The 20,576-nt window shown below is 61.8% G+C and carries 22 protein-coding genes; 14 read left to right on the forward strand and 8 right to left on the reverse strand.

Going from position 1 to position 20,576, the window contains the following annotated elements; translation table 11 throughout:
• Positions 1-2: 2 nt before the first annotated feature.
• From P8L30_07565 to P8L30_07590, 6 genes are all read left to right on the forward strand, one after another.
• A complete protein-coding gene (locus P8L30_07565; protein ID MDG2240045.1) occupies positions 3-917 on the forward strand; it encodes a hypothetical protein in 915 nt (304 codons plus the stop codon).
• A gap of 82 nt (positions 918-999) precedes the next feature.
• A complete protein-coding gene (locus P8L30_07570) occupies positions 1,000-2,682 on the forward strand; it encodes a gamma-glutamyltransferase (GenBank protein ID MDG2240046.1) in 1,683 nt (560 codons plus the stop codon).
• 51 nt (positions 2,683-2,733) lie between these two features.
• Positions 2,734-4,191, forward strand: coding sequence for an amidohydrolase (locus tag P8L30_07575; GenBank protein MDG2240047.1), 1,458 nt, complete (start codon positions 2,734-2,736; stop codon positions 4,189-4,191).
• Positions 4,192-4,295: 104 nt separating this feature from the next.
• The gene (locus tag P8L30_07580) at positions 4,296-4,583 is read left to right on the forward strand and encodes a hypothetical protein (GenBank protein ID MDG2240048.1); all 288 of its coding nucleotides are present in this window, start codon (positions 4,296-4,298) and stop codon (positions 4,581-4,583) included.
• Between the two features lie 127 nt (positions 4,584-4,710).
• Entirely contained in the window at positions 4,711-5,274 is a 564-nt protein-coding gene (locus P8L30_07585) for a YeeE/YedE thiosulfate transporter family protein (GenBank protein MDG2240049.1), read from the forward strand.
• A 9-nt stretch (positions 5,275-5,283) separates the two neighbouring features.
• Positions 5,284-5,727, forward strand: coding sequence for a YeeE/YedE thiosulfate transporter family protein (locus P8L30_07590; protein ID MDG2240050.1), 444 nt, complete (start codon positions 5,284-5,286; stop codon positions 5,725-5,727).
• Positions 5,728-5,822: 95 nt separating this feature from the next.
• Here the strand turns inward: P8L30_07590 and P8L30_07595 are convergent, their stop codons facing one another.
• The gene (locus tag P8L30_07595; protein MDG2240051.1) at positions 5,823-6,392 is read right to left on the reverse strand and encodes a hypothetical protein; all 570 of its coding nucleotides are present in this window, start codon (positions 6,390-6,392) and stop codon (positions 5,823-5,825) included.
• Between the two features lie 95 nt (positions 6,393-6,487).
• On the opposite strand from P8L30_07595, the gene P8L30_07600 reads away from it, so the two are divergent.
• Positions 6,488-6,679 carry a hypothetical protein gene (locus P8L30_07600; protein MDG2240052.1) on the forward strand — a complete coding sequence of 64 codons (192 nt, stop codon included), beginning with the start codon at positions 6,488-6,490 and terminating at the stop codon, positions 6,677-6,679.
• Between the two features lie 176 nt (positions 6,680-6,855).
• Positions 6,856-10,077: a hypothetical protein gene (locus P8L30_07605; protein ID MDG2240053.1), complete on the forward strand. Its 3,222-nt coding sequence runs from the start codon at positions 6,856-6,858 to the stop codon at positions 10,075-10,077.
• 85 nt (positions 10,078-10,162) lie between these two features.
• On the opposite strand, the gene P8L30_07610 is transcribed toward P8L30_07605, so the two are convergent.
• Positions 10,163-10,465 carry a hypothetical protein gene (locus tag P8L30_07610; protein MDG2240054.1) on the reverse strand — a complete coding sequence of 101 codons (303 nt, stop codon included), beginning with the start codon at positions 10,463-10,465 and terminating at the stop codon, positions 10,163-10,165.
• A 223-nt stretch (positions 10,466-10,688) separates the two neighbouring features.
• Here P8L30_07610 and P8L30_07615 point away from each other — a divergent pair, with 223 nt between their 5' ends.
• The 4 genes from P8L30_07615 to P8L30_07630 all read left to right on the forward strand — a co-directional run bounded on the left by P8L30_07615 (position 10,689) and on the right by P8L30_07630 (position 12,654).
• Entirely contained in the window at positions 10,689-11,885 is a 1,197-nt protein-coding gene (locus tag P8L30_07615) for a hypothetical protein (GenBank protein ID MDG2240055.1), read from the forward strand.
• Positions 11,886-11,981: 96 nt separating this feature from the next.
• Positions 11,982-12,287, forward strand: a complete 306-nt coding sequence (locus P8L30_07620) for a helix-turn-helix transcriptional regulator (protein ID MDG2240056.1) — start codon at positions 11,982-11,984, stop codon at positions 12,285-12,287.
• Positions 12,284-12,451 carry a hypothetical protein gene (locus P8L30_07625; GenBank protein MDG2240057.1) on the forward strand — a complete coding sequence of 56 codons (168 nt, stop codon included), beginning with the start codon at positions 12,284-12,286 and terminating at the stop codon, positions 12,449-12,451. The genes P8L30_07620 and P8L30_07625 overlap by 4 nt, the downstream gene beginning before the upstream one ends.
• A 38-nt stretch (positions 12,452-12,489) precedes the next feature.
• Positions 12,490-12,654, forward strand: a complete 165-nt coding sequence (locus P8L30_07630; protein MDG2240058.1) for a hypothetical protein — start codon at positions 12,490-12,492, stop codon at positions 12,652-12,654.
• Here the strand turns inward: P8L30_07630 and P8L30_07635 are convergent.
• Positions 12,651-13,259, reverse strand: a complete 609-nt coding sequence (locus P8L30_07635) for a cytochrome c (GenBank protein ID MDG2240059.1) — start codon at positions 13,257-13,259, stop codon at positions 12,651-12,653. The two genes, P8L30_07630 and P8L30_07635, sit on opposite strands and share 4 nt — an antisense overlap.
• The gene (soxC, locus tag P8L30_07640) at positions 13,256-14,521 is read right to left on the reverse strand and encodes a sulfite dehydrogenase (GenBank protein MDG2240060.1); all 1,266 of its coding nucleotides are present in this window, start codon (positions 14,519-14,521) and stop codon (positions 13,256-13,258) included. Before soxC ends, P8L30_07635 begins: the two co-directional genes overlap by 4 nt.
• Before the next feature lie 174 nt (positions 14,522-14,695).
• Between soxC and P8L30_07645 the strand changes: the two genes are divergently transcribed.
• Complete coding sequence (locus tag P8L30_07645; GenBank protein ID MDG2240061.1) at positions 14,696-16,303, forward strand: tetratricopeptide repeat protein; 1,608 nt, start codon at positions 14,696-14,698, stop codon at positions 16,301-16,303.
• Positions 16,304-16,309: 6 nt separating this feature from the next.
• Here the strand turns inward: P8L30_07645 and P8L30_07650 are convergent, their stop codons facing one another.
• From P8L30_07650 to P8L30_07665, 4 genes are all read right to left on the reverse strand, one after another.
• A complete protein-coding gene (locus tag P8L30_07650; GenBank protein ID MDG2240062.1) occupies positions 16,310-16,861 on the reverse strand; it encodes a hypothetical protein in 552 nt (183 codons plus the stop codon).
• A gap of 37 nt (positions 16,862-16,898) precedes the next feature.
• Positions 16,899-17,315, reverse strand: coding sequence for a hypothetical protein (locus P8L30_07655; GenBank protein MDG2240063.1), 417 nt, complete (start codon positions 17,313-17,315; stop codon positions 16,899-16,901).
• A gap of 157 nt (positions 17,316-17,472) precedes the next feature.
• Positions 17,473-18,882, reverse strand: coding sequence for an amidohydrolase family protein (locus P8L30_07660; GenBank protein MDG2240064.1), 1,410 nt, complete (start codon positions 18,880-18,882; stop codon positions 17,473-17,475).
• Between the two features lie 47 nt (positions 18,883-18,929).
• On the reverse strand, positions 18,930-19,310 hold the full coding sequence (locus P8L30_07665; GenBank protein MDG2240065.1) for a GNAT family N-acetyltransferase: 381 nt from the start codon (positions 19,308-19,310) through the stop codon (positions 18,930-18,932).
• An 860-nt stretch (positions 19,311-20,170) separates the two neighbouring features.
• On the opposite strand from P8L30_07665, the gene P8L30_07670 reads away from it, so the two are divergent.
• Entirely contained in the window at positions 20,171-20,566 is a 396-nt protein-coding gene (locus tag P8L30_07670) for a hypothetical protein (GenBank protein MDG2240066.1), read from the forward strand.
• Positions 20,567-20,576 lie beyond the last annotated feature (10 nt).

The following is a 20,576-nucleotide window of genomic DNA, read 5'->3' on the forward strand; positions in this document are numbered from 1 at the left end:
ACATGTCCAAAGTCATCGTCACCACCACGATCAATCCGCCCACTGAAGCGCTGCAGAAGTTCGCGGCCATGCCGGAGTGGCAGCTCGTTGTCATCGGGGACAAGAAGACCCCGACCGACTTCCATATCGATGGCGCGATCTATGTCACGCCAGACGAACAGGAGAAATACGACCCCGAATTGTCGGAAGCACTCGGCTGGAACGTGGTTGAGCGCCGGAACTACGGCTTCTTATGGGCCAAGGACATGGGAGCCCAGGTCGTGGCCGTCGTCGACGACGACAATGTGCCGTTGGAAAACTGGGGCAAGCAGGTCTTCGTTGGGCAAGAAGTCGAGGTGGACTACTACGAGACAGACAAGCTCGCGTTCGATCCGGTCGCGGTAACGGAGCACAGTCACCTGTGGCACCGCGGATATCCGCCCCAATTGCTCGCCGAACGAGATTTTGGCGAGCCACAGCGGAAGATCGTCACACCGGATGTTCAGGCAGACTTCTGGAACGGGGATCCGGACATCGACGCGTTCTGCCGCATGCAATTCAAACCGGACGTCGTCTTCGACGCCTCACGCTTCCCACTCGCATCGAACAAGGTCGGGCCGTTCAATTCACAGAACACCTTTGTCAGTCCGGATTGGCTCGGAGAGTATTTCCTCTTCCCGCACGTCGGGCGCTTCATCGACATCTGGACGGCTTACTACGTGCAGTCGCGTGGCGCGACCCTGATTTATGGACCGCCCACGGTCAGGCAGGACCGTAACGTCCACGACCTGACGCGCGACCTTGCGGCCGAATTCGTCGGATACGAGCACACGCTGGCGCTCCTCCAGCGCCTGGAGGACGATCCCATGGCGATCTTCGATTTCATGCCAGAACGGGCCGGCGTGGCGTACCGCGCCTACCGGAAACACTTCGAGTAGAAGTCAGCTCACAGGTAGTGCGCCCGCCAGGGGGGGCCAGTTAGAATCCGAAATCCTCCCGGGACTCGAAACAGGCTATCGCATGCGCTTTCAGAAACTTTCCGCAGTCGTTCTCGCCGCCGCTCTGGTAGCGGCCGCCACTCCTGACTTCAGTGCGGCTCAGAACGTCCGGCAATCCGGGCGCTCGAATACCGGAATGGTCTCCGCGGCTCACCCCATGGCGACCGAGGCCGGCGTGAAGATCCTCGAGATGGGCGGGAATGCCGCCGACGCCGCTGTGGCCGCCGGCTTCGCGATCGCGGTCGTCGAACCGACCATGAACAGCATTGGGGGCCGCAACCAGATCTTGCTGCGGACTGCAGAGGGTGAATTCCACGGCATCGATGGGACGACGCAGGCGCCGTTTGACTACGACTACGAGACCGCCCCCCAGGCCGGCTACGGATATGCCGTGATCGCCGTGCCCGGAGCGCTGGCAGGACTGCTCAAGCTCCACGACGAACACGGTTCTCTCCCGCTGGCTAGCCTGATGGCGGCGGCGATCGACTATGCGGAGAACGGCTTCAGAGTTCTTCCAGCCGACGCCGCCCGTCAAATGTTCGGGATGGAACAGGCCATGGAGTTTCCTGGCACAGCTAAGGCCTACTACCGCGGGAACGGCACGCCCCACCAGGCCGGCGACCTCCTGCGGCAACCGGATTACGCCAACACTCTCCGCAAGATCGCCGAGGGCGGGCGGGAGCTCTTCTATGAAGGAGAGATGGCCGAAACGATGGCTGCGGACCTCGCAGCTCACGGCAGCGCCGTCACTCTGGAGGCGTTTAGGGAATACGTGGCTGAGGACAGTCGCATCGTCCGGGGCAGCTACCGGGGGTATGACCTCATCGGAACCGATATACCAGCAGCAGGCGTGCTCTCGATTCAAGCTCTCCAAATCATGGAAAACTTCGACCCGTCTTCGATGTCCGAAGCGGAATGGTTCGCCATCACCGGGCAGGCTCTGAGCTTCGCCTCGCGTGAGTTGAGAACGCTTGGCCCGGACAGCGCGACCACGCGTGCGATCTCAAAGGAATGGGCTACGCGGATGGCGGAGGAAATCGCAGCTCCAGCCATGGGCGACCGACCTGACTCCGAAGCCACGCCGATGGGGGAGAGCCCGTTGCCCCCCCTCGCCGACCGTGGGGATAACTTCGGCGGCCATACGACTCATCTAGCGACCGCTGACGAAAACGGGATGTTCGTTTCTCTGACACAGACACTCGGACCGAACATGGGCTCGAAAGTCGTGACGCCGGGGCTCGGCTTTCTCTACGCGTCGACATTGGGTGGGTACTTGGGACGGATGGAGGCCGGTGACCGTGCCCGTTCGAACATTAACCCGTTCATGGTTATGAAAGACGGAGAGGTTGTTCTCGCACTCGGCGCTGCCGGCGGTGGCTTGATTCCCCCGGCGGTCGTCCACGCGATCACGCGCGTGATCGACTTCGGCATGTCTCTCCCCGACGCACTTGCTGAACCCCGCGTCGCAGGTGCCCGTGGCGGCGGCTTCAACGCCGAAACGAGTCCCGACATCGGATGGACCGATGCCGAACTCGAACAAATGAGAGCCCTTGGCATCGACATCAACCCACAGCCACAAAGCGGCGCCTTCGGCCGTGTGCACGGAATCCAGTACGACCCGGAGACCAACACTTGGATCGGCGCAGCCGATCCCGATTGGGAAGGGAGCGCCCGCGGACCGGCGGCCCGCCGTCCCGGTAACTGAACCCGCTGACTCGACTTCAACGATCCGACCGACCAGACACGAGAACCTGACATGAGACGCAAAATTCTATTCACAGTGGCGGCCCTCGCCTTCCCGACCTTGGCCTCGGCTCAAGACGGAAAACAGATGGTCAGCGACTTCATCGACCAGAACGCCATGGCGTACGGCGATATCGCTCAAGAGATCTGGGACTTCGCCGAATTGGGGTACCTGGAGGAACAGAGTTCAGCCCTCCTCCAAGTGACCCTGCGTGACGCAGGCTTCGAAGTCGAGGTCGGAGTAGCGGGAATCCCCACCGCGTTCGTGGCCACGTTCAAGACTGGAGATGGTCCAGTGATTGGAGTCCTGGCGGAGTTCGACGCACTTCCAGGAATCACCCAAGACCGCCAGCCGGTCCGTGCCCCCATCGACAGCAAGCCGGCGGGACATGCCTGTGGCCACCACTTGTTTGGCACGGGATCGGTCGCTGCAGCCATTGCTACCAAGGAGTGGATGGAGTCCACGGGACAGCAGGGCGAGATCCGGCTGTACGGCACGCCGGCAGAAGAAGGTGGAGCCGGGAAAGTCTACATGGTTCGCGAAGGTCTCTTCGACGACGTGGACGTCGTGCTCCATTGGCACCCCAGTTCTCAGAATGCGGCGGGCGCGAGCAGCACCTTGTCGAACAAGTCGGCCAAGTTCCGCTTCAGCGGTATCTCCGCGCACGCGGCCGGTGCACCGGAGCGGGGCCGTTCGGCCCTGGATGGTGTCGAGGCCATGAACCACATGGTCAACATGATGCGTGAGCACGTCCCACAAGAAACGCGCATCCACTACGTGATTACATACGGCGGCGCCGCCCCGAACGTGGTGCCGGACTTCGCTGAGGTCTTCTACTACGTCCGCAACCCGGATCCGGCCAACGTGAAGTCCATCTTTGAGCGCGTCGCGAAGGCGGCTGAGGGCGCGGCACTCGGCACAGGGACGACCATGGAGTACGAGGTCATCCACGGGCTGTACAACATGCTCCCAAACGTGGCACTCCAAGAGACCATGCACGCCAATCTCGAACGGGTAGGTGGCGTGTACTACGACGACCAAGAATGGACGTTCGCGGAGCTCATCAAGGAAACACTCCCCGCTGACGGGCCATCGCTCGAGACAGCGGCCGAAATCCAGCCGTTCTTCGTCACAGAAGAGGGCAGCGGCGGCTCCACGGACGTTGCTGACGTCAGTTGGATGGTCCCGACGGGTGGCATGGGTGCTGCGACCTGGGTGCCGGGCACCTCAGCGCACTCCTGGCAGGCGATCGCCGCGGGCGGCACCGGCATCGGAGACAAGGGCATGATCGTAGCAGCGAAGACCCTCGCTATGACCGCTATCGATCTCTTCACAAACCCCGACCTGATCGAGGCCGCGAAGACCGAGCACACAGATCGTATCCCGGAAGGCTGGGTGTATGAGCCCCTCCTCGGGGATCGCGACCCTCCGCTCGACTACCGTAAGCCAGCCGGCCCGGGAGGCAACTGAGCGGAGCGCGAACCACCAAAACCGACGCCGGAATCCGGCCGTAGGGACGACCGTGGCAGGCACCTAGCCTGCGGCGGTCGTTTCATTTTGGGTGGGATGGGTGAGTGGTGGACGGGTTCGTGCAGAACCTTCGGTATACGATCTGGAAACTTCTTCGGGCTCCTCTGTTCTCAAGCGTAGCGGTGATGACGCTGGCGGTCGGGATCGGGCTGGTCGGGGCCTTCGGACTCACCCGGTTGATGGAGTCACTGCTCTTTGGGGTCAGCCCAATGGACCCGGTGACGTTCGGTTCGGTAGCGCTGGCACTTTTGATGGTGGCGCTACTCGCAAGCTACCTGCCGGCCCGAAGGGCCTCACGTGTCGATCTAGTGGTGGCGTTGAAGGCTGAATAGCGACTGACGGCGGCCCCCGCACTTCGCGGGGTGCCGTCGCGAGGCGGGTGCACGCCCTGCACGGGTGGTTTGAATCAGTTGGGATGTGCAGATTGGGGGAGACAGTCGCCAACCCTAGTGGAGCATTATGCCGGACATCCTCACTCAGCCCTGGCCGTGGTACGTGGCCGGCCCTCTCATCGGCCTCGTCGTACCCTTCGTGTACTGGTATGGCGGGAAAAAGTGGGGCGTCTCGTCGAGCCTCCAACATCTTTGCGCAGCCGCACTCCCCGGCAAGATCGAGTACTTCAACTACGACTGGTGGAAGAAGGGTTCGTGGCATCTCGCCATGGCCGCCGGAATGGTGCTGGGTGGCCTCCTGGGAGGCCGAGTGTTGTCCAATCCAGACGACGTCGTCGCGATCTCGGACGCCACCCGTGCGGACCTCGCCGAAATGGGGATCACAGATTTCTCCGGCCTGATCCCGTCCGACGTGATGTCTTTCGAGGCGCTGTTTACTCTTCCGGGGGTGATGTTGGTCATCGTCGGTGGCTTCCTCGTTGGCTTCGGCGCCCGTTACGCCAACGGCTGCACATCCGGGCACGCGATTTCCGGCTTGGCCAACCTCCAGCTGTCTTCGTTGGTAGTCGTCATGGGTTTCTTCATAGGTGGGCTGATCTCTGCCCACCTGCTCCTCCCCATCGTTCTTTAGGGGCGGATCATGACAGAAAACGCTCAGAAGCCTGGCTCATTAGTGGTCTACTTCCTTCTCGGGACCTTTCTCGGAGTGGTGTTCCTCAAGTCGGAGGTCGTCTCGTGGTTCCGGATCCAGGAGATGTTCCGCTTCCAAAGCATCCACATGTACGGGATTATTGGTCTCGCGGTTGGTGTGGGGGCAATCTCGGTGGCGGCCATGAAGAAATTCGGGACTCGCACCGTGCGCGGTGACGAGATCGCCTGGCCGGATGCCGAGTCCAAGAGACCACAAAAGCACCACATCCTGGGCGGCACGATCTTCGGCCTTGGCTGGGGTCTCGCCGGTGCATGCCCCGGCCCGCTCTTCGCACTTATCGGGAGTGGCCTGCCCATCATCGGTGTTGCGCTGCTGGGGGCTCTGGTCGGTGCGTGGACTTACGGCCTCATGAAGCCGAGCCTGCCTCACTAGGCATCACAACTACAGCCATCTCAAGGCTGACGAGAATAGAAAGAGCCCCGGACGGTTGAAACCGTCCGGGGCTCTTTGCTCTGGTGCGGGTTTCCCTACCGCCCGTTCCCACCATCCAACCGCTCCAGTTGCTTCTCGAGCTCATGCATCTCGTCTTCGAGTCGCCCTTCTATTTCGATCTCGAGAATTTCGTCCAATCCCTCTGACTCCATCTCGAGAAACTCACCAAGTCCTCCGAGCTCCATCATCATCACCCCTTCCAGACCCTTGAGCTCGATCTTCAAGCCATCCAAGTCGATCTGGCGACGACCGAGGTCACCTTCCACTTCACGGAGGCGCTCGTAGCGCTCTCTCGCCCGATCAACTCGGGCCCTCACTCGATCCATCTCCGCAGCCGCTCGGTCCATGCCATGCATGTTCACCGACACCACGTTCGAGCAGGCCTCTTCCGTATGCACCTGTACGTCCGGTGCAACAACGAACGTCCCTTCATCCCCACCCAGTGTCACGACGACGCGCGGCGCGGTCTCGACGACCGTCGTCGCGCATTCAAACGCGAAGTCATCAGAGCGATCACTAGACAACGCCATGGTGGTGGCACCCGCCGCCGCCGCACTTCCCAAGATTGCCGCCAACGCAATGACATCTGTACTAATTCCGCTCATGTGGTTTCTCCGGTGGAATCATCGGTTCACATCAACTCTGACGTAAAGCAGACCTAAAAGGCTGCCTCTCCTTCCATTTCGTCGAGCGTGCTTTCGTGGATACCGCGATGCTCCTGTGTGGAGCGGCCCTCGGGGCCCTATGCATTCCCCTTGCCGAACGGCGCCAGCCGCAGACGGCAGACAGGGTCTACGGCTTGGCGTTAGTGGTCGCGGCAGTCGTCTACGTCGGATTCGCCCTCGTCGTCGCCGGCGGCGCGCTGAAGGGCTCACTGCCCTCGCGCGACTGACGCGTCCACTTGCCGGGGTGCCCGCCGGCCCGCCAATTGAGCGGTACCCCGCCGAAAGAAGTGACGACAAACGGGCTTAGTCCCGAGTCGATAGATCCGGGCGCCGAACAGCGCTCCTCATGTTGGTCTCCGCCACCGGAACCAACGCGCGTCACCACGTCAGGCAGGAGCCCACCATGATCGGGTCTGTAACGCGCCGCATCGCGACAGTCGTCGCCTTGTTCGCCATATCGCTTCCTTCCGTCTCAGCTGCCCAGGCCCTTCCGGCCGACCAGCTCTCTTCCCTGTCCTTCCGGCATATCGGTGTCGTTGGAAACCGGGTCGCATCCGTTGCAGGCGTCCAGGGGGATCCCCTGACCTACTACGCGGGTGCCGCTTCGGGCGGACTCTGGAAGACCGAGGACGGCGGGATTCTCTGGGAACCGCTCTTCGACGACCAAGATGTCCACTCGGTGGGCGCTTTGGCCGTATCGACGTCGGACTCGAAGATCGTATGGGCGGGAACGGGCGAACCCCACATCCGCTCCAACGTCACCATCGGGAACGGCGTGTACAAATCGACCGATGGCGGAGACAACTGGGCGCACATGGGTCTCGACGCGACGGGCCGGATCAGTCGCATCGTGATTGACCCCACGAATCCGGACATCGTCTACGTCGCTTCACTAGGACACGCACACTCGACCCAGCAGGAACGAGGCATCTATCGAACCACGGATGGCGGGGAGTCGTGGGAGCACGTGCTCTTTGTCGACCCGAACACTGGCGCGTCGAGTCTGATCATGGATCCGAACAACCCTCGGATCTTATTCGCAGGAATGTGGACCGTCACCGTGAACACCTGGGGTCGGGAGAGCGGCGGGCCGGGCTCCGGGATCTTCATGTCTCGCGATGGAGGTAGCACGTGGGATCGACTGGAGGGGCATGGTCTACCAATGCTACCCGTGGGCAAGATCGATGTCTGCATGTCGCAGGCCAACTCGGACCGTATTTACGCCCTGATCGAGACCGGCGACGGCGTCCCGTGGAATGGACAGGAAACCGAGGACGGTGAATTGTGGCGCTCGGACAATGGCGGGTACGACTGGGACCTGGTGAATCACAGCCGCGATCTCGGGGGGCGGACCGCGTACTACAACAACTGCCGTGTCTTCCCGGACGACGAAAACGAAGTCTTCTTCCTCACCGCCGCGTTGTCCCGCTCGTACGACGGGGGCCTGACGTACATGACTCACCAGGGATTCGAACGTCCCGGTGGTGACTATCACGAGCTGTGGATCGATCCTCAGAATCCGGATCGCTTGGTGATCGGCAACGACCAGGGTGTGCACATCTCGCGCAATCGCGGCAAATCGTACCAACGCGTTGAACTCCCGATTTCGCAGATGTATCACGTCACCGTAGACAACGCGATTCCATACAACGTGCTCGGGAACAGACAGGACGGTCCCAGCTACCGCGGACCCAGCAATAGCCTCTACAGCGGCTTCGGTGGGGGCTCGATCCCTCGTGGAGACTGGCACCAAGTCGGCGGTGGCGAGAGCGGCTTCGCGACCCCAGACCCGACCGACCCAGACATCGTGTGGTCGAGCGCATCAGGCTCCGGCGCGCGTGGCGGCATCGTGGTCCGGCATGACGAGAAGACCCGCCAGTTCCGCAACGTCGAGGTTTGGCCTGAAAGCACCGGTGGGGCACCCGCGAGTGACCTCCGATATCGGTTCCAGTGGACATTCCCACTTCTGATCTCGCCCCACGACAACAACACGATCTATGTCACGAGTCAGCACGTGCACCGCACGCGTAACGGAGGACAGAGTTGGGAAGTGATAAGCCCAGACCTGACCACGAACGATGTGAGTCGTCAGGGCATCAGTGGTGGTCTCACGCCGGACAACATCGGCGTGGAGTACTGCTGCGTGGTCTACGCATTCGATGAGTCGCCTGCACAGCAGGGTGTGTTCTACGCCGGTTCGAACGATGGCAAAGTGCACGTCAGTCAGGACGATGGTCAGACGTGGACCGACGTCACCGGCAACATCCCGGACTGGCCGGCGGATGGAGTCGTGCGTGGCATCGATGCTTCGAAGTGGGCCGCAGGAAAAGCATACCTCGCAGTCGAGGCGCATCAGGTCGGCGACTTCGCTCCTTACGCGTATCGCACCGAGGATTTCGGCGCGTCGTGGACGAAGATCACGGACGGTATCAATGATCACGTCCTGAGCTTCACGCGGAGCATCCAGGAGGACCCAGTTCGGCCAGGCCTCATCTTCCTAGGCACGGAAAACCGCGTCTACATGAGTTTTGATGACGGCGACAACTGGCAGCCGTTCATCAACAACATGCCACCCGCACCGATGTACGGCATCGTGATCCAAGAGAACTTCAACGACCTGGTGATCGGCACGTATGGGCGAGGGTTCTGGATCATGGATGACCTGACGCCGCTTCAGCAGCTCACAGATGGTGTGCGTGGGTCGTCAGCGTTCCTGTTCGAACCGCGCGACGCGTATCGTTTCAATCCGCGTACCGTGCCTGCGCAGGGGAACTACGATCAGAGTGCAGGCACGAACCCGGCTAACGCGGCCTATCTCAATTACTGGATCAGCGAAGAGAATGCAGGCAGCCCGGTAACACTCACGATTACCGACGCGACAGGAGCGCTGGTCCGGTCCCTGGAAGGGAGCAGCGAGCCGGGCATGAACCGAGCATTCTGGGATTTCCAAGGTGAGTCCAGTACTGCCATTCGTCGTCGCGTTGCCCCGCTCTTTGCCCCATGGGTGGACTACGGCCCAGACCGGGTCAGGGTCCAAAACGGAATGTCGCTCCGCCACCCGCCGGGCGCTTACACCGTGACTCTCGATGTCGCGGGTGAGGAGTTCACTCAGCAACTGACTGTGCTGAAGGACCCAAGCTCCGAGGGGACGATTGCGGACATCCGGGCGCAGTTCGCAGCAATGGAAGAGATCCGTAACGACTACGATGCAGCAGCCGACGCGATCAACCGGATCGAATGGATACGTAGGCAGCTCTACGACCTCGTGGACGTTCTCGAAGACCAGGGCGGCGCGGAGGAGTTGATCACCGGAGCGGACGCATTGGACAATGCATTCATCGATGTTGAGGAGGAGTTGATCCAACTCCGCTCGACCGGCACTGGACAAGACGGGGTGCGCTATCCAGCGAAGGTCGCCGGCAAGCTCCGGCACTTGGCAAACGGGACCGGCACCGCCGACTTCCGTCCGACAGACCAGCAGGGAGAGGTGCAGGTCCTCCTCCGTACGATCCTCATGAACGCGCGTGGCGAGCTGGACGACCTCATGACCGAGGAGCTGGCAGCCTTCAATCGCCTCTTGGTGGAGCACGGACTCAACCCGTTAATCAGCGACGACAGCTACTAGTCGAAGCTGTGCGCGGCAGACGCAAAGAGGGGGCGGCGCCACACGGCGCCGCCCCCTCAGTCGTTTTCGGGTGTCCGAGAACTCGTTAGGCAGCAGCCCTCACTGCCTCACGGGCCTCGCCGTAGACGGCACCCAGAACCGCACCGAACACCATGTGCCCAATTAGCGAGCCCATGGCCACCATCGCGTCTCCAGAAAAGAGCGGCATGCCGATCATAAAGTCTCCTCCCCAGCCGAGCATCATATTTCCGCCCATTTGACCGGCCAGCATATTCGCCGGGTTCATGGGGGCCAAGCCCATCAACGGTGCCACATACACCCCGACGACGGTCATCGCTACGGTCCCCAAGACGCCACCTGCGATGGCGCGAACGAAGTCGATTTTCATTCCTGTCTCCTTAGTCTCCTCGGCGTCGCAACCGAGTCGGTGGCGACGACGTGATGAATGTCTCTTCGAGAAAACAATCCTGAGCGGGGCAAATCGGTTCCCAATTCAGTACCTTTTCCAAGGATTTTCGTATATATGCGCTCGGGGCTTGGGGGAGGGATCCTCGACGAGTCACGGGGTATGACGGCCCATCGATCCAGATCGACCAAAAAGGGAAGTACGAGTGAGAGTCTTTACCATCGCTGCGATTATCACCCTCGCCTCGCCACAATTCGCGACTGCGCAGGACATGCTGCTTTCCAACTTCGACGCGATCGAAAGGGCTAGAACTGCCGCCTGTGTGCCGATCTTAGCACGTATGGACGCACTCAACACCCAGCTCATGCCCCTGGGCTTACGTGCCGAGAGACTGCGTCAAATCAGTGAAGCCATGGCGCTCGAAGATCGGATGATCATGGACGAGTTGGACCAGTCTGATGAGACGGAAAAGGCGATTCACGACTGGTTCGTTGCCGACGGACGCCTCGCTCAGGCTTATGTCGACACCGAGAACCAGGACATGCAGAGGCAACGCACCATCGCTCGAGAGGGGGCTAAGGGGACGATCCAAATCGCTGCGACGGCTATCCAAACACAGGCGCAGGACCTGATTGATGCGTCCGGGGATGTCGCCACGGCGGCTGGTCCGTGTGATGGGGCGATCCTGATCAGACCCGTCGTGATCGAGGCTTGTGCCACTCAAGACAGTCCCGTCTGTGCCCCCGCGGCAGCAGCAGCGGAACCTGACGGTGTCTATCGGTTTGTGGACGCCGCCGACGACCTCTGGGACGTCCAAGAGGTACGCCCATGGACAACGCCTGGTCCGCTCAGCGTGGCCCCAACAGGCATACTCGATGGAGCTCGTTCTGTGGCTTTCGCGCGCCACGGAAACATAGTGATCAGTATCGAGTTCGCTCCCGCTCTTCAGCGGCGCAACGGAATGACTCCGGAGCAAGTGGGGCAGTTCCAGGAGGTCCTCGACTCGATCGGATTCGAGTTCGACCACCCGGACCTCATCTACGCTCCTTCGCTCGTCGTTCGGGCGACGCTTCCCGACAAACTCGCCGGAGAGGACCTGTACGTTCTCCACTTCGGTGCGGCGGACGACGCGGACGTCGTCTGGAGCGCCCCAGCCGGAACCGGCGATGTCCTCGAGGCTCCGGCCGTTCTCCAGTCGCACCAGATCGTGCGGCTCCAGAATGGCGAAGCGCTGAATCTCACCGCGATCACCACGGACGAAGCTGGAAAAAACGAGGCGGTGTTCACCCTGGACGTGACGACGGTGAACCAGGCCACTGCAACCCGCGAACTCTTGGGGTACATGGCCGGCCAAATGGTGGAAGATCTCAAGGCTCTGTTACCGCCGGGCGGAGGGAACTGACCGCCAGCATATCATCCCTTAGTGGATGATATTGCAGCGCTCGAGGTGCTCGATGACGGCACTGGTGAGTAGCGTCTTCACTCGGTAACGCAGCCCGTGGACGACCTCCGGCAGAGCACGTCCCCCACAGTCAAACTCCGCAACCCTTTCGCTGCAGCCCTGTCTGACAATGGTGAGGACCGGTCCGGTCGCACCGTTGCCCGCGGCGCGGCCTACATCACCTTGGACCGGCTCGTGAAGAAGGGATGCCTGACATCACGTATGGCTGACGCTTCTGAAGAACGAGGAGGCCGGGCCCGCCGCTACTTCGCGGTCACAGAGAGCGGCCGAGGTGCCCTGCGGGAGGCCAAGGAAGCCCTGGTACAGGCCTGGCAAGGTTTGGAGGGAGTCGTTGAGAGATGACGAAGAACGGATGGTGGGAGCGACTTCTCCCCTGGGCCGTGGCAGACCGAGAGGCGCCTGAAGCATTGATCGGAGATCTTTGGGAGGAGAACATTCGAGGCAAGAGCAGCGCCGTCTGGTATCGCCTCGCGATCACCGAGTACGCATTCCCTACCCTACCGTAGCGTAAGCCACGCCCTTGAAAGAGTCGGTCCTCCACAGCGTGTCCCGAACACTGTCGATCGTGTTCGCCTCAGTCGCGCTTCTCCTGCTCGTGTCTGCCTTGAATGCAGGCAATTTGTTCTTGGCCAGGGCCGAACGCCGCAAGAAAGAGCTCTCCATCCGCTCCGCACTGGGTGGCGAACGTCGGATAGGCCGCCGCCTTTAGCGGATCTCCGGCCCACCCACGCGGTCATCTGCTACGAACCGATCACGCGCCGGCATTTGGATCGCCGGCAAGGACGTCGCATCCAGGACCCCGTCGTCCGCGAGCAGCCCGTTCAGATTCAGCACATACGCGATCACCGCATAGTTCTGATCGTCGGAGAGTGATCCCGGCGCGTTCTGCGGCATCGCCTTGCGGACGTAGTCGTAAAGCGTCGTGGCGTAGGGCCAATAGTTGCCGACCCCGCGCGCTACCGGCCACTGCTCCCACTCATCGGTAGCGGCCAACCGGTCGTTCGGCCCTTCGGTACCCGTCGGACCATGGCACGCGATGCAGTACATCTCGTAAACGCGTTTGCCTTCGGAGACGGAACCGCTTCCCACTGGAAGACCTTCTCCATCCGGCTTCACATCGATGTCCCACATCGCGATCCGGGCGTTCGTGGCATCCGCGCCGAAGCCGAAAGAAGCCGGTGCGTTCGCCGCCAACTCGGCCGAGAAGTCTCCAGCCTCGGAATCCACGCCGTTGGTCGCCTGCTGCGGGCCGTCTGCCGGTGAGCACGCCGCCAAGAGAACCGCGACCGCGGCCCAAGTAGTCGCTCGCCTCATACCAGATCTCCTAGGCCAAACGTGACCGCACCGTCTGCGCCGATCTTCCACGCTCTCTGGTGATTCTGGTGATACGTGGTGCGCTCGCCCCGTGCCTCCCAAAGCTGCTGTACCGTGGGCTGCACGTATCCGGTTTCATCCGTCGCTCGGCTCAGGATGACCGTCTCGTCGCCGTCCCAGTCCCAGAGATGCCGAAAACGGACCGTAGACTTGGACAGAACGGGCTCTTGAAGTTCGGCGTCCTGCCAACTGTCCCCGCTGTCCGTGCTCACTTCCACTCTGGTGATACGCCCACGTCCCGTCCACGCGAGTCCCTTGATCTCCCACCACCCAGCTTCAGGCAGCGTGTACGGGAACGACGGGAACGTGATCACGGACTTGGCGTCCATCACAAAACTGAACTGCCGCGCCGTCCCGTCCTGCAGCGGATCCGTGTATCGGGACGTCTCGTCGCGCGTCATCGTGGGTCGGTCGGCGACCTCGAGCCTGCGCAGCCATTTCACTTGCGTATTGCCTTCCCAACCAGGGAGCAGCAGCCGAAGCGGATATCCTTGCTCTGGCCGGATCGCCTCGCCGTTTTGTGCGTAGACGAGCATCGCGTCATCCAGGCCCTTCTCCAGCGGCACGCTCCGGGACATCACCGCCGAGTCACTCCCTTCGGCAAGGAGCCAACTCGCTCCGTCTTGGACGCCTACCTCGCGTAACACGGTGGACAGCATCACACCCGTCCACTCGCTCGTGCTGAGAAGCCCGTCCAGCGCCTGCGGAGTGATCTCCGTGGGCATACGCTCACGGTTGTAGGCTCCGCCACCGTTTCCGGAACACTCGACGAAGCAGATTCGCGACGTCTGTGGAAATCGCTTGAGGTCCGCCATGCTGAAGACCAACGGGCGGTCCACCATGCCGTGGATGAGCAGCTCGTGGTTCTCTGCAACGATGTTCGGCACGCCGCCATGATGCCGTTCGAAATGGAGGTCCGCCGGGGTGATCGTCCCGTGGAGATCCTGGAGTGGCGTCCGGGACGAACTCGACAGCGCCTGGTTGCGCATCAGCCTGCGCGGCCGCTCAGCCGGAGCCCTACTCCCCAACTCAGACACCAAACGTCCCGGAACCCTGGTAGGATCGTCTGCGGAAGACGGAGCCTCCTGCGCAACCAGCTTTACGGCATCGGCTTGGGTTTTCAGGAGACCTGCAGCGATGACCCCTGAGGTCGTGGTGAGCCAGGCTCGTCTGGACAGACCGGGGCGGTGCTTGGGTGTCATGCGGAGCTTCCTCTCGGCAGGGGGGCAGCGACGGGCTCAACCTGAGCCCGGGACGAGCGATCGGCTAGAGGGGCGGGCCTTCAGACGAATCACAGCAATTCGCTGGACGCCAACGCCATCTACATGCAAATTCTGCCCTCTCGAAGTTCAAGAACGCACCGGAGACAGTACCGCATGCGCCGACGTATACCGTTCGTGGCTCTCGTTCTCGTGATGGCTCCCACCGTGACCCTCGCCCAAGACGGTCCCGACCTCCCGGCAGGCTTTGACGAGCCGATGCCGCTGCACCACGATGGCCGGGGATTGGGACCCTTCTCTCGAACGATCACGACGTCTTCCGATCAGGCTCAGTTGTATTTCGACCAAGGCATTCAGCTGGTGTACGCCTTCGATCCTGGCCTGGGTGCTCGGTCGTTCCGCGAGGCATGGAAGCTCGATCCGAACTGCGCAATGTGCTACTTCGGTGAAGCTTGGGCCTGGGGTCCATATCTAAACGGACCGATGACAACGCCTGACGCGCCCCGGGCCCACGCCGCCATCTCAAAGGCGATGGACGTACGAGACGGGAACACGACCCCGGTGGAACGGGCCATGATCGAGGCGATGGCCGAGCGTTATGAAGCCGAACACGATGGGGATCGCCGCCGCACACTCGACGAAGCCTGGGCCGAGAGCGTGAACACACTTTACGAGGCCTACCCGAACGATCTGGACATCGGGTTCCTGGCAGGCGAGTCCCTCATGCTCCTCGAGCCACGCCGCGGCAGGTGGGACATCGAAAAGGTGTCCATCCAACGGATTCACCGGGTACTCGAAGACGTCCTGTCCAAGGACATCACCCACCCGGGAGCCTGCCACCTCTACATCCACTCGACCGAGCCGACGGTACAGCCCGAGAAGGCGGAAGGGTGTGCAGCGTACCTAGGTCAGTCGATCCCGGGCGCGAGCCACATCCAACACATGCCGTCCCATACGTTCAACCGGGTGGGGCGCTGGGCCGAATCGGTTGTGGGGAATACGCAGGCATGGCATTCGGACATGAAGGCGGCCACCGGCGAAGGCTTCGCGATCTACCCGTCCCACAACCTGCACATGCTGCTTTTCGCCGCATCGAACGGAGGCCAGGGCGCCGTCGCGATCCAGGCCGCCAAGGAATACGCCAAGATCCAGCAAGGCGGACAGTTCTATCAGTCCCTGACGATGATGCGTTTCGGACGCTTTGAGGACCTCATTGCCTTGGACGGGGCCCCTGACGGGGGAGTCTTCGAGGGCCTGTGGAACGCCGGGAAGGGGTATGCCCACCTGCGTATGGGTGACGAAGGCACGGCCCGGTGGTACTTGCATCTCGTGAAGCAGGGGATCGAAGACGCCCCAGAAAACGCGTCCTTCCGAGGCCACACTGTGGCTCAGCTGCTCGGGATCACAGGCGGTATCCTGGAAGGCGAGATCATGCGTGCGAACGGTGATCTCGACGGGGCCATCGCGATCTTCCAGGCAGCTTCGGAGTTGGAGCGCGGTCTCCGATACGACGAACCAGAACCCCTTCCCTTTTCGGTTCGCCAGTGGCTCGGCGACGCATTATGGGAGGCAGGACGCCACGACGAGGCCATCGAAGCCTTCAGGGATGAACTGGTCGCGCACCCGCACAACGGCTGGTCGCTGTTCGGGCTCGAGCGGTCACTTAGAGCGATCGGGGACGACGCTGAGGCCGACGAAGTGCTCGCCGAGCGGCTGGCCTCTTGGGAGCGGACCGATGTCTACCTCAGGTCGCCGATCTACTAACGGTCGCTAGGCCTCTTCGCTCTCACCGTCCAAAGGTGAGGCGTCCTCGGACGTCTCCGTAGTAAAGACCGGATACATCGATTCCGACGAAGTCAGGTACCCCTCCACGGCCCGAACGAGCGGCATTCGCTCGCCTATACGCAGCGCGGCTTCACTTCGGTCGAAGGTAGACCTCATGGTCTCTCCGGAAGCGACGAAGGCATGGGCCAGGAGAAGCGTCGCCGCACGTAGGAGCACGTCTTCGTCGCCCTCTCCGTCTTCGAGTTCGCTCAAGGCGACCTCTGTCGCCGCACCGGCCACCTTTCGCGTGAAGCCACTGCGTGTCAGCGAAAGCACCATACCAATGACCAAGGAGCCTCCTCCAACGACGAGGATCGGGGTGGCAACGCCGGCACCCACCCCGAATCTGGGACCTACGATCCCAAAGCCAACGAGCACCACTAGGCCCACTATGGCGAGTCCACAGCCGTACACTCCGGGTTCAGCCGGCGGCGGCGTCTCCTCGATCTCCTGCAACGTCTCTCGGATAAGGAGCCGGTGGCCGTCCGTCAGATACATCGACGAGCCGCCAAACGAGCCGCCAAACGAGCCATAATCACGCCTTCGGCCACCGGCCTACGGAGACCGCCGAAACAACCGTCCCGGTGATGATATCCGGAACCGCGCGAGAAAAAACCGCAGTCGCCGAATACACATTCGGGTCGAGACGAATCACAATCCGATCCAGCAGACCTGGACTGTTGTTCTCGATCTCCGCGGTCTCGCGACCCGTGATCGTACCGGCGTCGACGTCGAATCGCGCGTCGATGGAGCAGTTCGCCTCGAACTGCCCGTATGCAGCGCCTGGCGCACCGGTCGAATCACGCGTGCCTGCTTCGAAGGCACGACGGAAGGCGTTCGTCAGCGGGATATCCCGCAGCACAGCGCGTTCGGGCAGTACCTTGGCTGAGAGGTTCGCGGGCACAGCTACGAGAACAGCCAAGAGGCCCAGGAGGACATGAATTCGCTTCATTGTCGGATGCTCCTTCAGAACCACGGAAGACGATTCAGGTCGCCACCATGCCCAATTAATGGTTCAGAGCCATGCAGAGGATCTTGGAAACGCTAGACACAGCATGGAGACGCGACAAGCCGCTAGGAAGCCCATTCCGCAGAGAATGGGAGTGTTCCTAGCGGCCGAAGCGGAGATTCCCCTTCCACCCGTCCGCGTCTGCCTCGCTGGCGGGTCCCATCTTCCCTCGGACGGACTCGAACAACGGCTCGGTGTAGTACCCGTCTCCCCGGATCATGACCCACGTAACGCGTCGCGTATCCGTGATCTCTTCGAGGGGATTCCCGTCAATCACGATCAGGTCTGCATACTTGCCCTGCTCGATCGTGCCGAGTCGTTCGTCAACACCGAAAGCGCGAGCAGAGTTGATCGTGCCGACCCTGAGAGCAGCCGCATTCGGGAGGCCGGCTAGGACCATCGACTGGAGCTCTCGGTGCACACCGAAACCACTCCACCATTCTCCCCAACTCGGGTGGTCCGTGCCAAGCGAGATGTTGTCGCCGCCGCCGAAGTCGTAGAAGAGTTTGATGGTCCGGCGCTTCATGTAGTAAATGCGTTCGAACTGCCCCATCGGGTTTCGTGGGAGCCGCGACTCTACTTCTGCGCGCGCGTAAGGGGTCAGGAAGCCGCGCTCGTCCTCCCAATAGTCGTAAACCTCCGCGTCCTTCCCTGCCCAGTAGTCATAGGCGCTGAGGGTCGCGTCGAAGTAGGCGCCCTGGGCCACGAACAACTTCGTCTGCGCTTCGATCCGGTCGAGGGTCTCGGGGTCGTCCAGATCAAACGACTCAAGCGACGCGTACGCAGACTGCGTACCCACAAAAGCGTCGCCACCCATGAAGTGTTCGATCCGATCGATGCCCATGTAGATGGCATCTCGCGGATTGACGCTATTCCGGAATCCAGAGTCGAGGTGGCCCGTCACCGTGAGTCCATGCGCGTGGGCAACGTCAATGAGGACCTCGAGCTGTTCCGGCCGGATCCCCTTGGCCTTGAAACCGCGGGCTCCGTTCAACGCCCAGTACGTCGCTTCCTTCCTGATCGAATCAGGAGTCATCGCTTCGTGACTCCAGCCTGGACGAGCTGAGCCCCAATACGGTCCCGAGCTGTAGATGCGCGGCCCTGGCATTTCACCACTCGCAATGCGGGCACGGCCGCGGCGCGCCTCATCTGGGTCGATCTCTCCCGCCGGAAAGGTCGAGGTCACTCCGTTCGCGAGAAAGAGGACCGGGTTCACAGTGTAGTCATCGACCCGGCCTTCTCCGAATAGGTCGACCGCGTAGTGTGCATGCAGATCGAAGAGGCCCGGCATAATGAACTGGTCGTCCTCAAGGAGCACGACGGTCGCGGCACCAACTTCGGCAGGTGCGACGCCGAGCCGCAGGATCGTCCCGTTCTGGATGAGGATCCCGGGGTTCGGGCGGGCCACATCGGCGGTGCCATCCCATAGCACGCCACCCATGATCGCGGTAGTTCCGGGCTGTGGATCAGGAGCCTGGGATTCAGCTAGTGCTGGAATCGCGAGTGCCATGAGGCAGACTCTCAGTGCCACAGGACCGACGCTGTGTGGCCAGTTACTCAACATTTGTGGCGCCCCGCAGCGGTGTGCCGAAAGCCTGCCCGGCCGCAGAAACACCTCATCTTCGACGGAAGTTCGACGTGTAGCTGCTTCAATCCCTTTTCCTTCGCCACAGCTGCGGCCTCGTTGAACAACGCCGTGCCTACGCCATCTCCCGCGTCAGGATGCGCCGTGGAGCCAATCGCGAATCCGCGCACACGCCCGCACTCCAAGACTCGTACGAATCCGCCCAAAGTGTCATCGGGGTAGGCCACGGCGTAGGTCAAACTCACGTCGAGCATGTCCGCCAAACTCCTAGGCGCATGATTGGGCCAAACCGCGGAGAAGAGTTGATCGACCTCCTGCTCGTCGACGGGGCCATTCACTTCGTAGCGTACCATGCTCTTCTCCGGCCGATCTGAATCAACCCAACCATTCCACCCGCCATGAGTATGCCGTGCGAGCGCGTGAGGCGCGACTCAGGGAAGCGGGCCATCGATCGTTAGCGGGAGTTCCGAAAAAAGAACGCCAGAATAGAGTCGGTCGCGTTGAGTTCCAAACCTTTAGCCCCGAGCGCAGAATTGAAGGTGACCGGGCCACGTATGCCTCCCACCGTTGGCGTTGTAGAACAGGGTTTCCGCTCCGCATCCTACGCAGGCCGACCGCTCGACGGTCGTGTTGTCGTCCTACGGATCCATAAACTCGGGGACGGAGAGCGTCGCCTGGCAGGCGTTCAGGTCACCCCAGCGAGCAACGTACTCAAGGGTCGGAACCTGCAGATCACCACACCGTTGATCATTAGAATCGGGATGTCGCGGCTCAGTGCGCAGTTCGTCAGGTGCCACCTTCACATGCATCCTACGAAACACCACATGCCGACTTACCCCGAGGCGCACGGTATGGAACCGCGCCAGGTTCGCCCGTCTGCATGAGGCGCAATTCGAAGAGCGGAGTCTCCCATGAGTGAACGATCCCACCTCCGCAGCCGCCTCGGCTGGTTGGCCGCCGAGTTCGCCGTTGTTGTACTCGGTGTCGTAGTCGGGCTCGGAGTCGACGCGTGGCGAGACCGCCGAGCAGGCGGGGAGCTAGAGATCGGATCCCTCAAGCGACGGCACTTCTGCCAGCACTCGATGCTGAGCTCAAGCATTTGGACTGATGCGCGACACCGTCCTCCAGCTCAATGCGCCCGATCCGTGCCAAGGCGCCGGCACCTCCTTACATTGGGCGTGCCCAACCAGCTACCACCCCGGAGACCACAGCAATGAAGAAGCTGCTTCCAACAATCATGCTCGCCGCGATGGTCGCGGCCTGCTCGGCCGGTCCGCCACCGCCACCGCCGCCGCCGCCGTGGACGCCCACTGGCACATACGACGTCTCCATCGACGCCATGGGCATGCAGCTCGGCGGAGTCTTGGACATCACGGAGACCGACGGTGAGTTCAGTGGATCCCTCGGAACCGACATGGGCGTGGTCGACCTGAACACGTTCACGGTAGATACTGATTCTCACGAGGTCACGTTCGTTGGTGACAGCCCAGACTTCTCGCTCACGTTCCAAATCATGATCGAGGAAGGCGAACTCATCGGTCAGTTCGAAATGGCGGGTATGGGCAACGGGTCCATCATGGGCACGAAACGCGCAGGTACTCGACCCTAGCGGCCGCTCG

The organism is Longimicrobiales bacterium, assembly GCA_029245345.1.
Lineage (GTDB): Bacteria > Gemmatimonadota > Gemmatimonadetes > Longimicrobiales > Gaopeijiaceae > CALFPJ01.

What these genes read in the sequence shown, in the direction of transcription:
- P8L30_07565 (MDG2240045.1), top strand. Translation starts at nt 3, where the DNA reads ATGTCCAAAGTCATCGTCACCACCACGATCAATCCGCCCACTGAAGCG.
- P8L30_07570 (MDG2240046.1), top strand. Translation starts at nt 1,000, where the DNA reads ATGCGCTTTCAGAAACTTTCCGCAGTCGTTCTCGCCGCCGCTCTGGTA.
- P8L30_07575 (MDG2240047.1), top strand. Translation starts at nt 2,734, where the DNA reads ATGAGACGCAAAATTCTATTCACAGTGGCGGCCCTCGCCTTCCCGACC.
- P8L30_07585 (MDG2240049.1), top strand. Translation starts at nt 4,711, where the DNA reads ATGCCGGACATCCTCACTCAGCCCTGGCCGTGGTACGTGGCCGGCCCT.
- P8L30_07590 (MDG2240050.1), top strand. Translation starts at nt 5,284, where the DNA reads ATGACAGAAAACGCTCAGAAGCCTGGCTCATTAGTGGTCTACTTCCTT.
- P8L30_07595 (MDG2240051.1), bottom strand. Translation starts at nt 6,392, where the DNA reads ATGAGCGGAATTAGTACAGATGTCATTGCGTTGGCGGCAATCTTGGGA.
- P8L30_07605 (MDG2240053.1), top strand. Translation starts at nt 6,856, where the DNA reads ATGATCGGGTCTGTAACGCGCCGCATCGCGACAGTCGTCGCCTTGTTC.
- P8L30_07610 (MDG2240054.1), bottom strand. Translation starts at nt 10,465, where the DNA reads ATGAAAATCGACTTCGTTCGCGCCATCGCAGGTGGCGTCTTGGGGACC.
- P8L30_07625 (MDG2240057.1), top strand. Translation starts at nt 12,284, where the DNA reads ATGACGAAGAACGGATGGTGGGAGCGACTTCTCCCCTGGGCCGTGGCA.
- P8L30_07635 (MDG2240059.1), bottom strand. Translation starts at nt 13,259, where the DNA reads ATGAGGCGAGCGACTACTTGGGCCGCGGTCGCGGTTCTCTTGGCGGCG.
- soxC (MDG2240060.1), bottom strand. Translation starts at nt 14,521, where the DNA reads ATGACACCCAAGCACCGCCCCGGTCTGTCCAGACGAGCCTGGCTCACC.
- P8L30_07645 (MDG2240061.1), top strand. Translation starts at nt 14,696, where the DNA reads ATGCGCCGACGTATACCGTTCGTGGCTCTCGTTCTCGTGATGGCTCCC.
- P8L30_07650 (MDG2240062.1), bottom strand. Translation starts at nt 16,861, where the DNA reads ATGTATCTGACGGACGGCCACCGGCTCCTTATCCGAGAGACGTTGCAG.
- P8L30_07655 (MDG2240063.1), bottom strand. Translation starts at nt 17,315, where the DNA reads ATGAAGCGAATTCATGTCCTCCTGGGCCTCTTGGCTGTTCTCGTAGCT.
- P8L30_07660 (MDG2240064.1), bottom strand. Translation starts at nt 18,882, where the DNA reads ATGGCACTCGCGATTCCAGCACTAGCTGAATCCCAGGCTCCTGATCCA.
- P8L30_07665 (MDG2240065.1), bottom strand. Translation starts at nt 19,310, where the DNA reads ATGGTACGCTACGAAGTGAATGGCCCCGTCGACGAGCAGGAGGTCGAT.
- P8L30_07670 (MDG2240066.1), top strand. Translation starts at nt 20,171, where the DNA reads ATGAAGAAGCTGCTTCCAACAATCATGCTCGCCGCGATGGTCGCGGCC.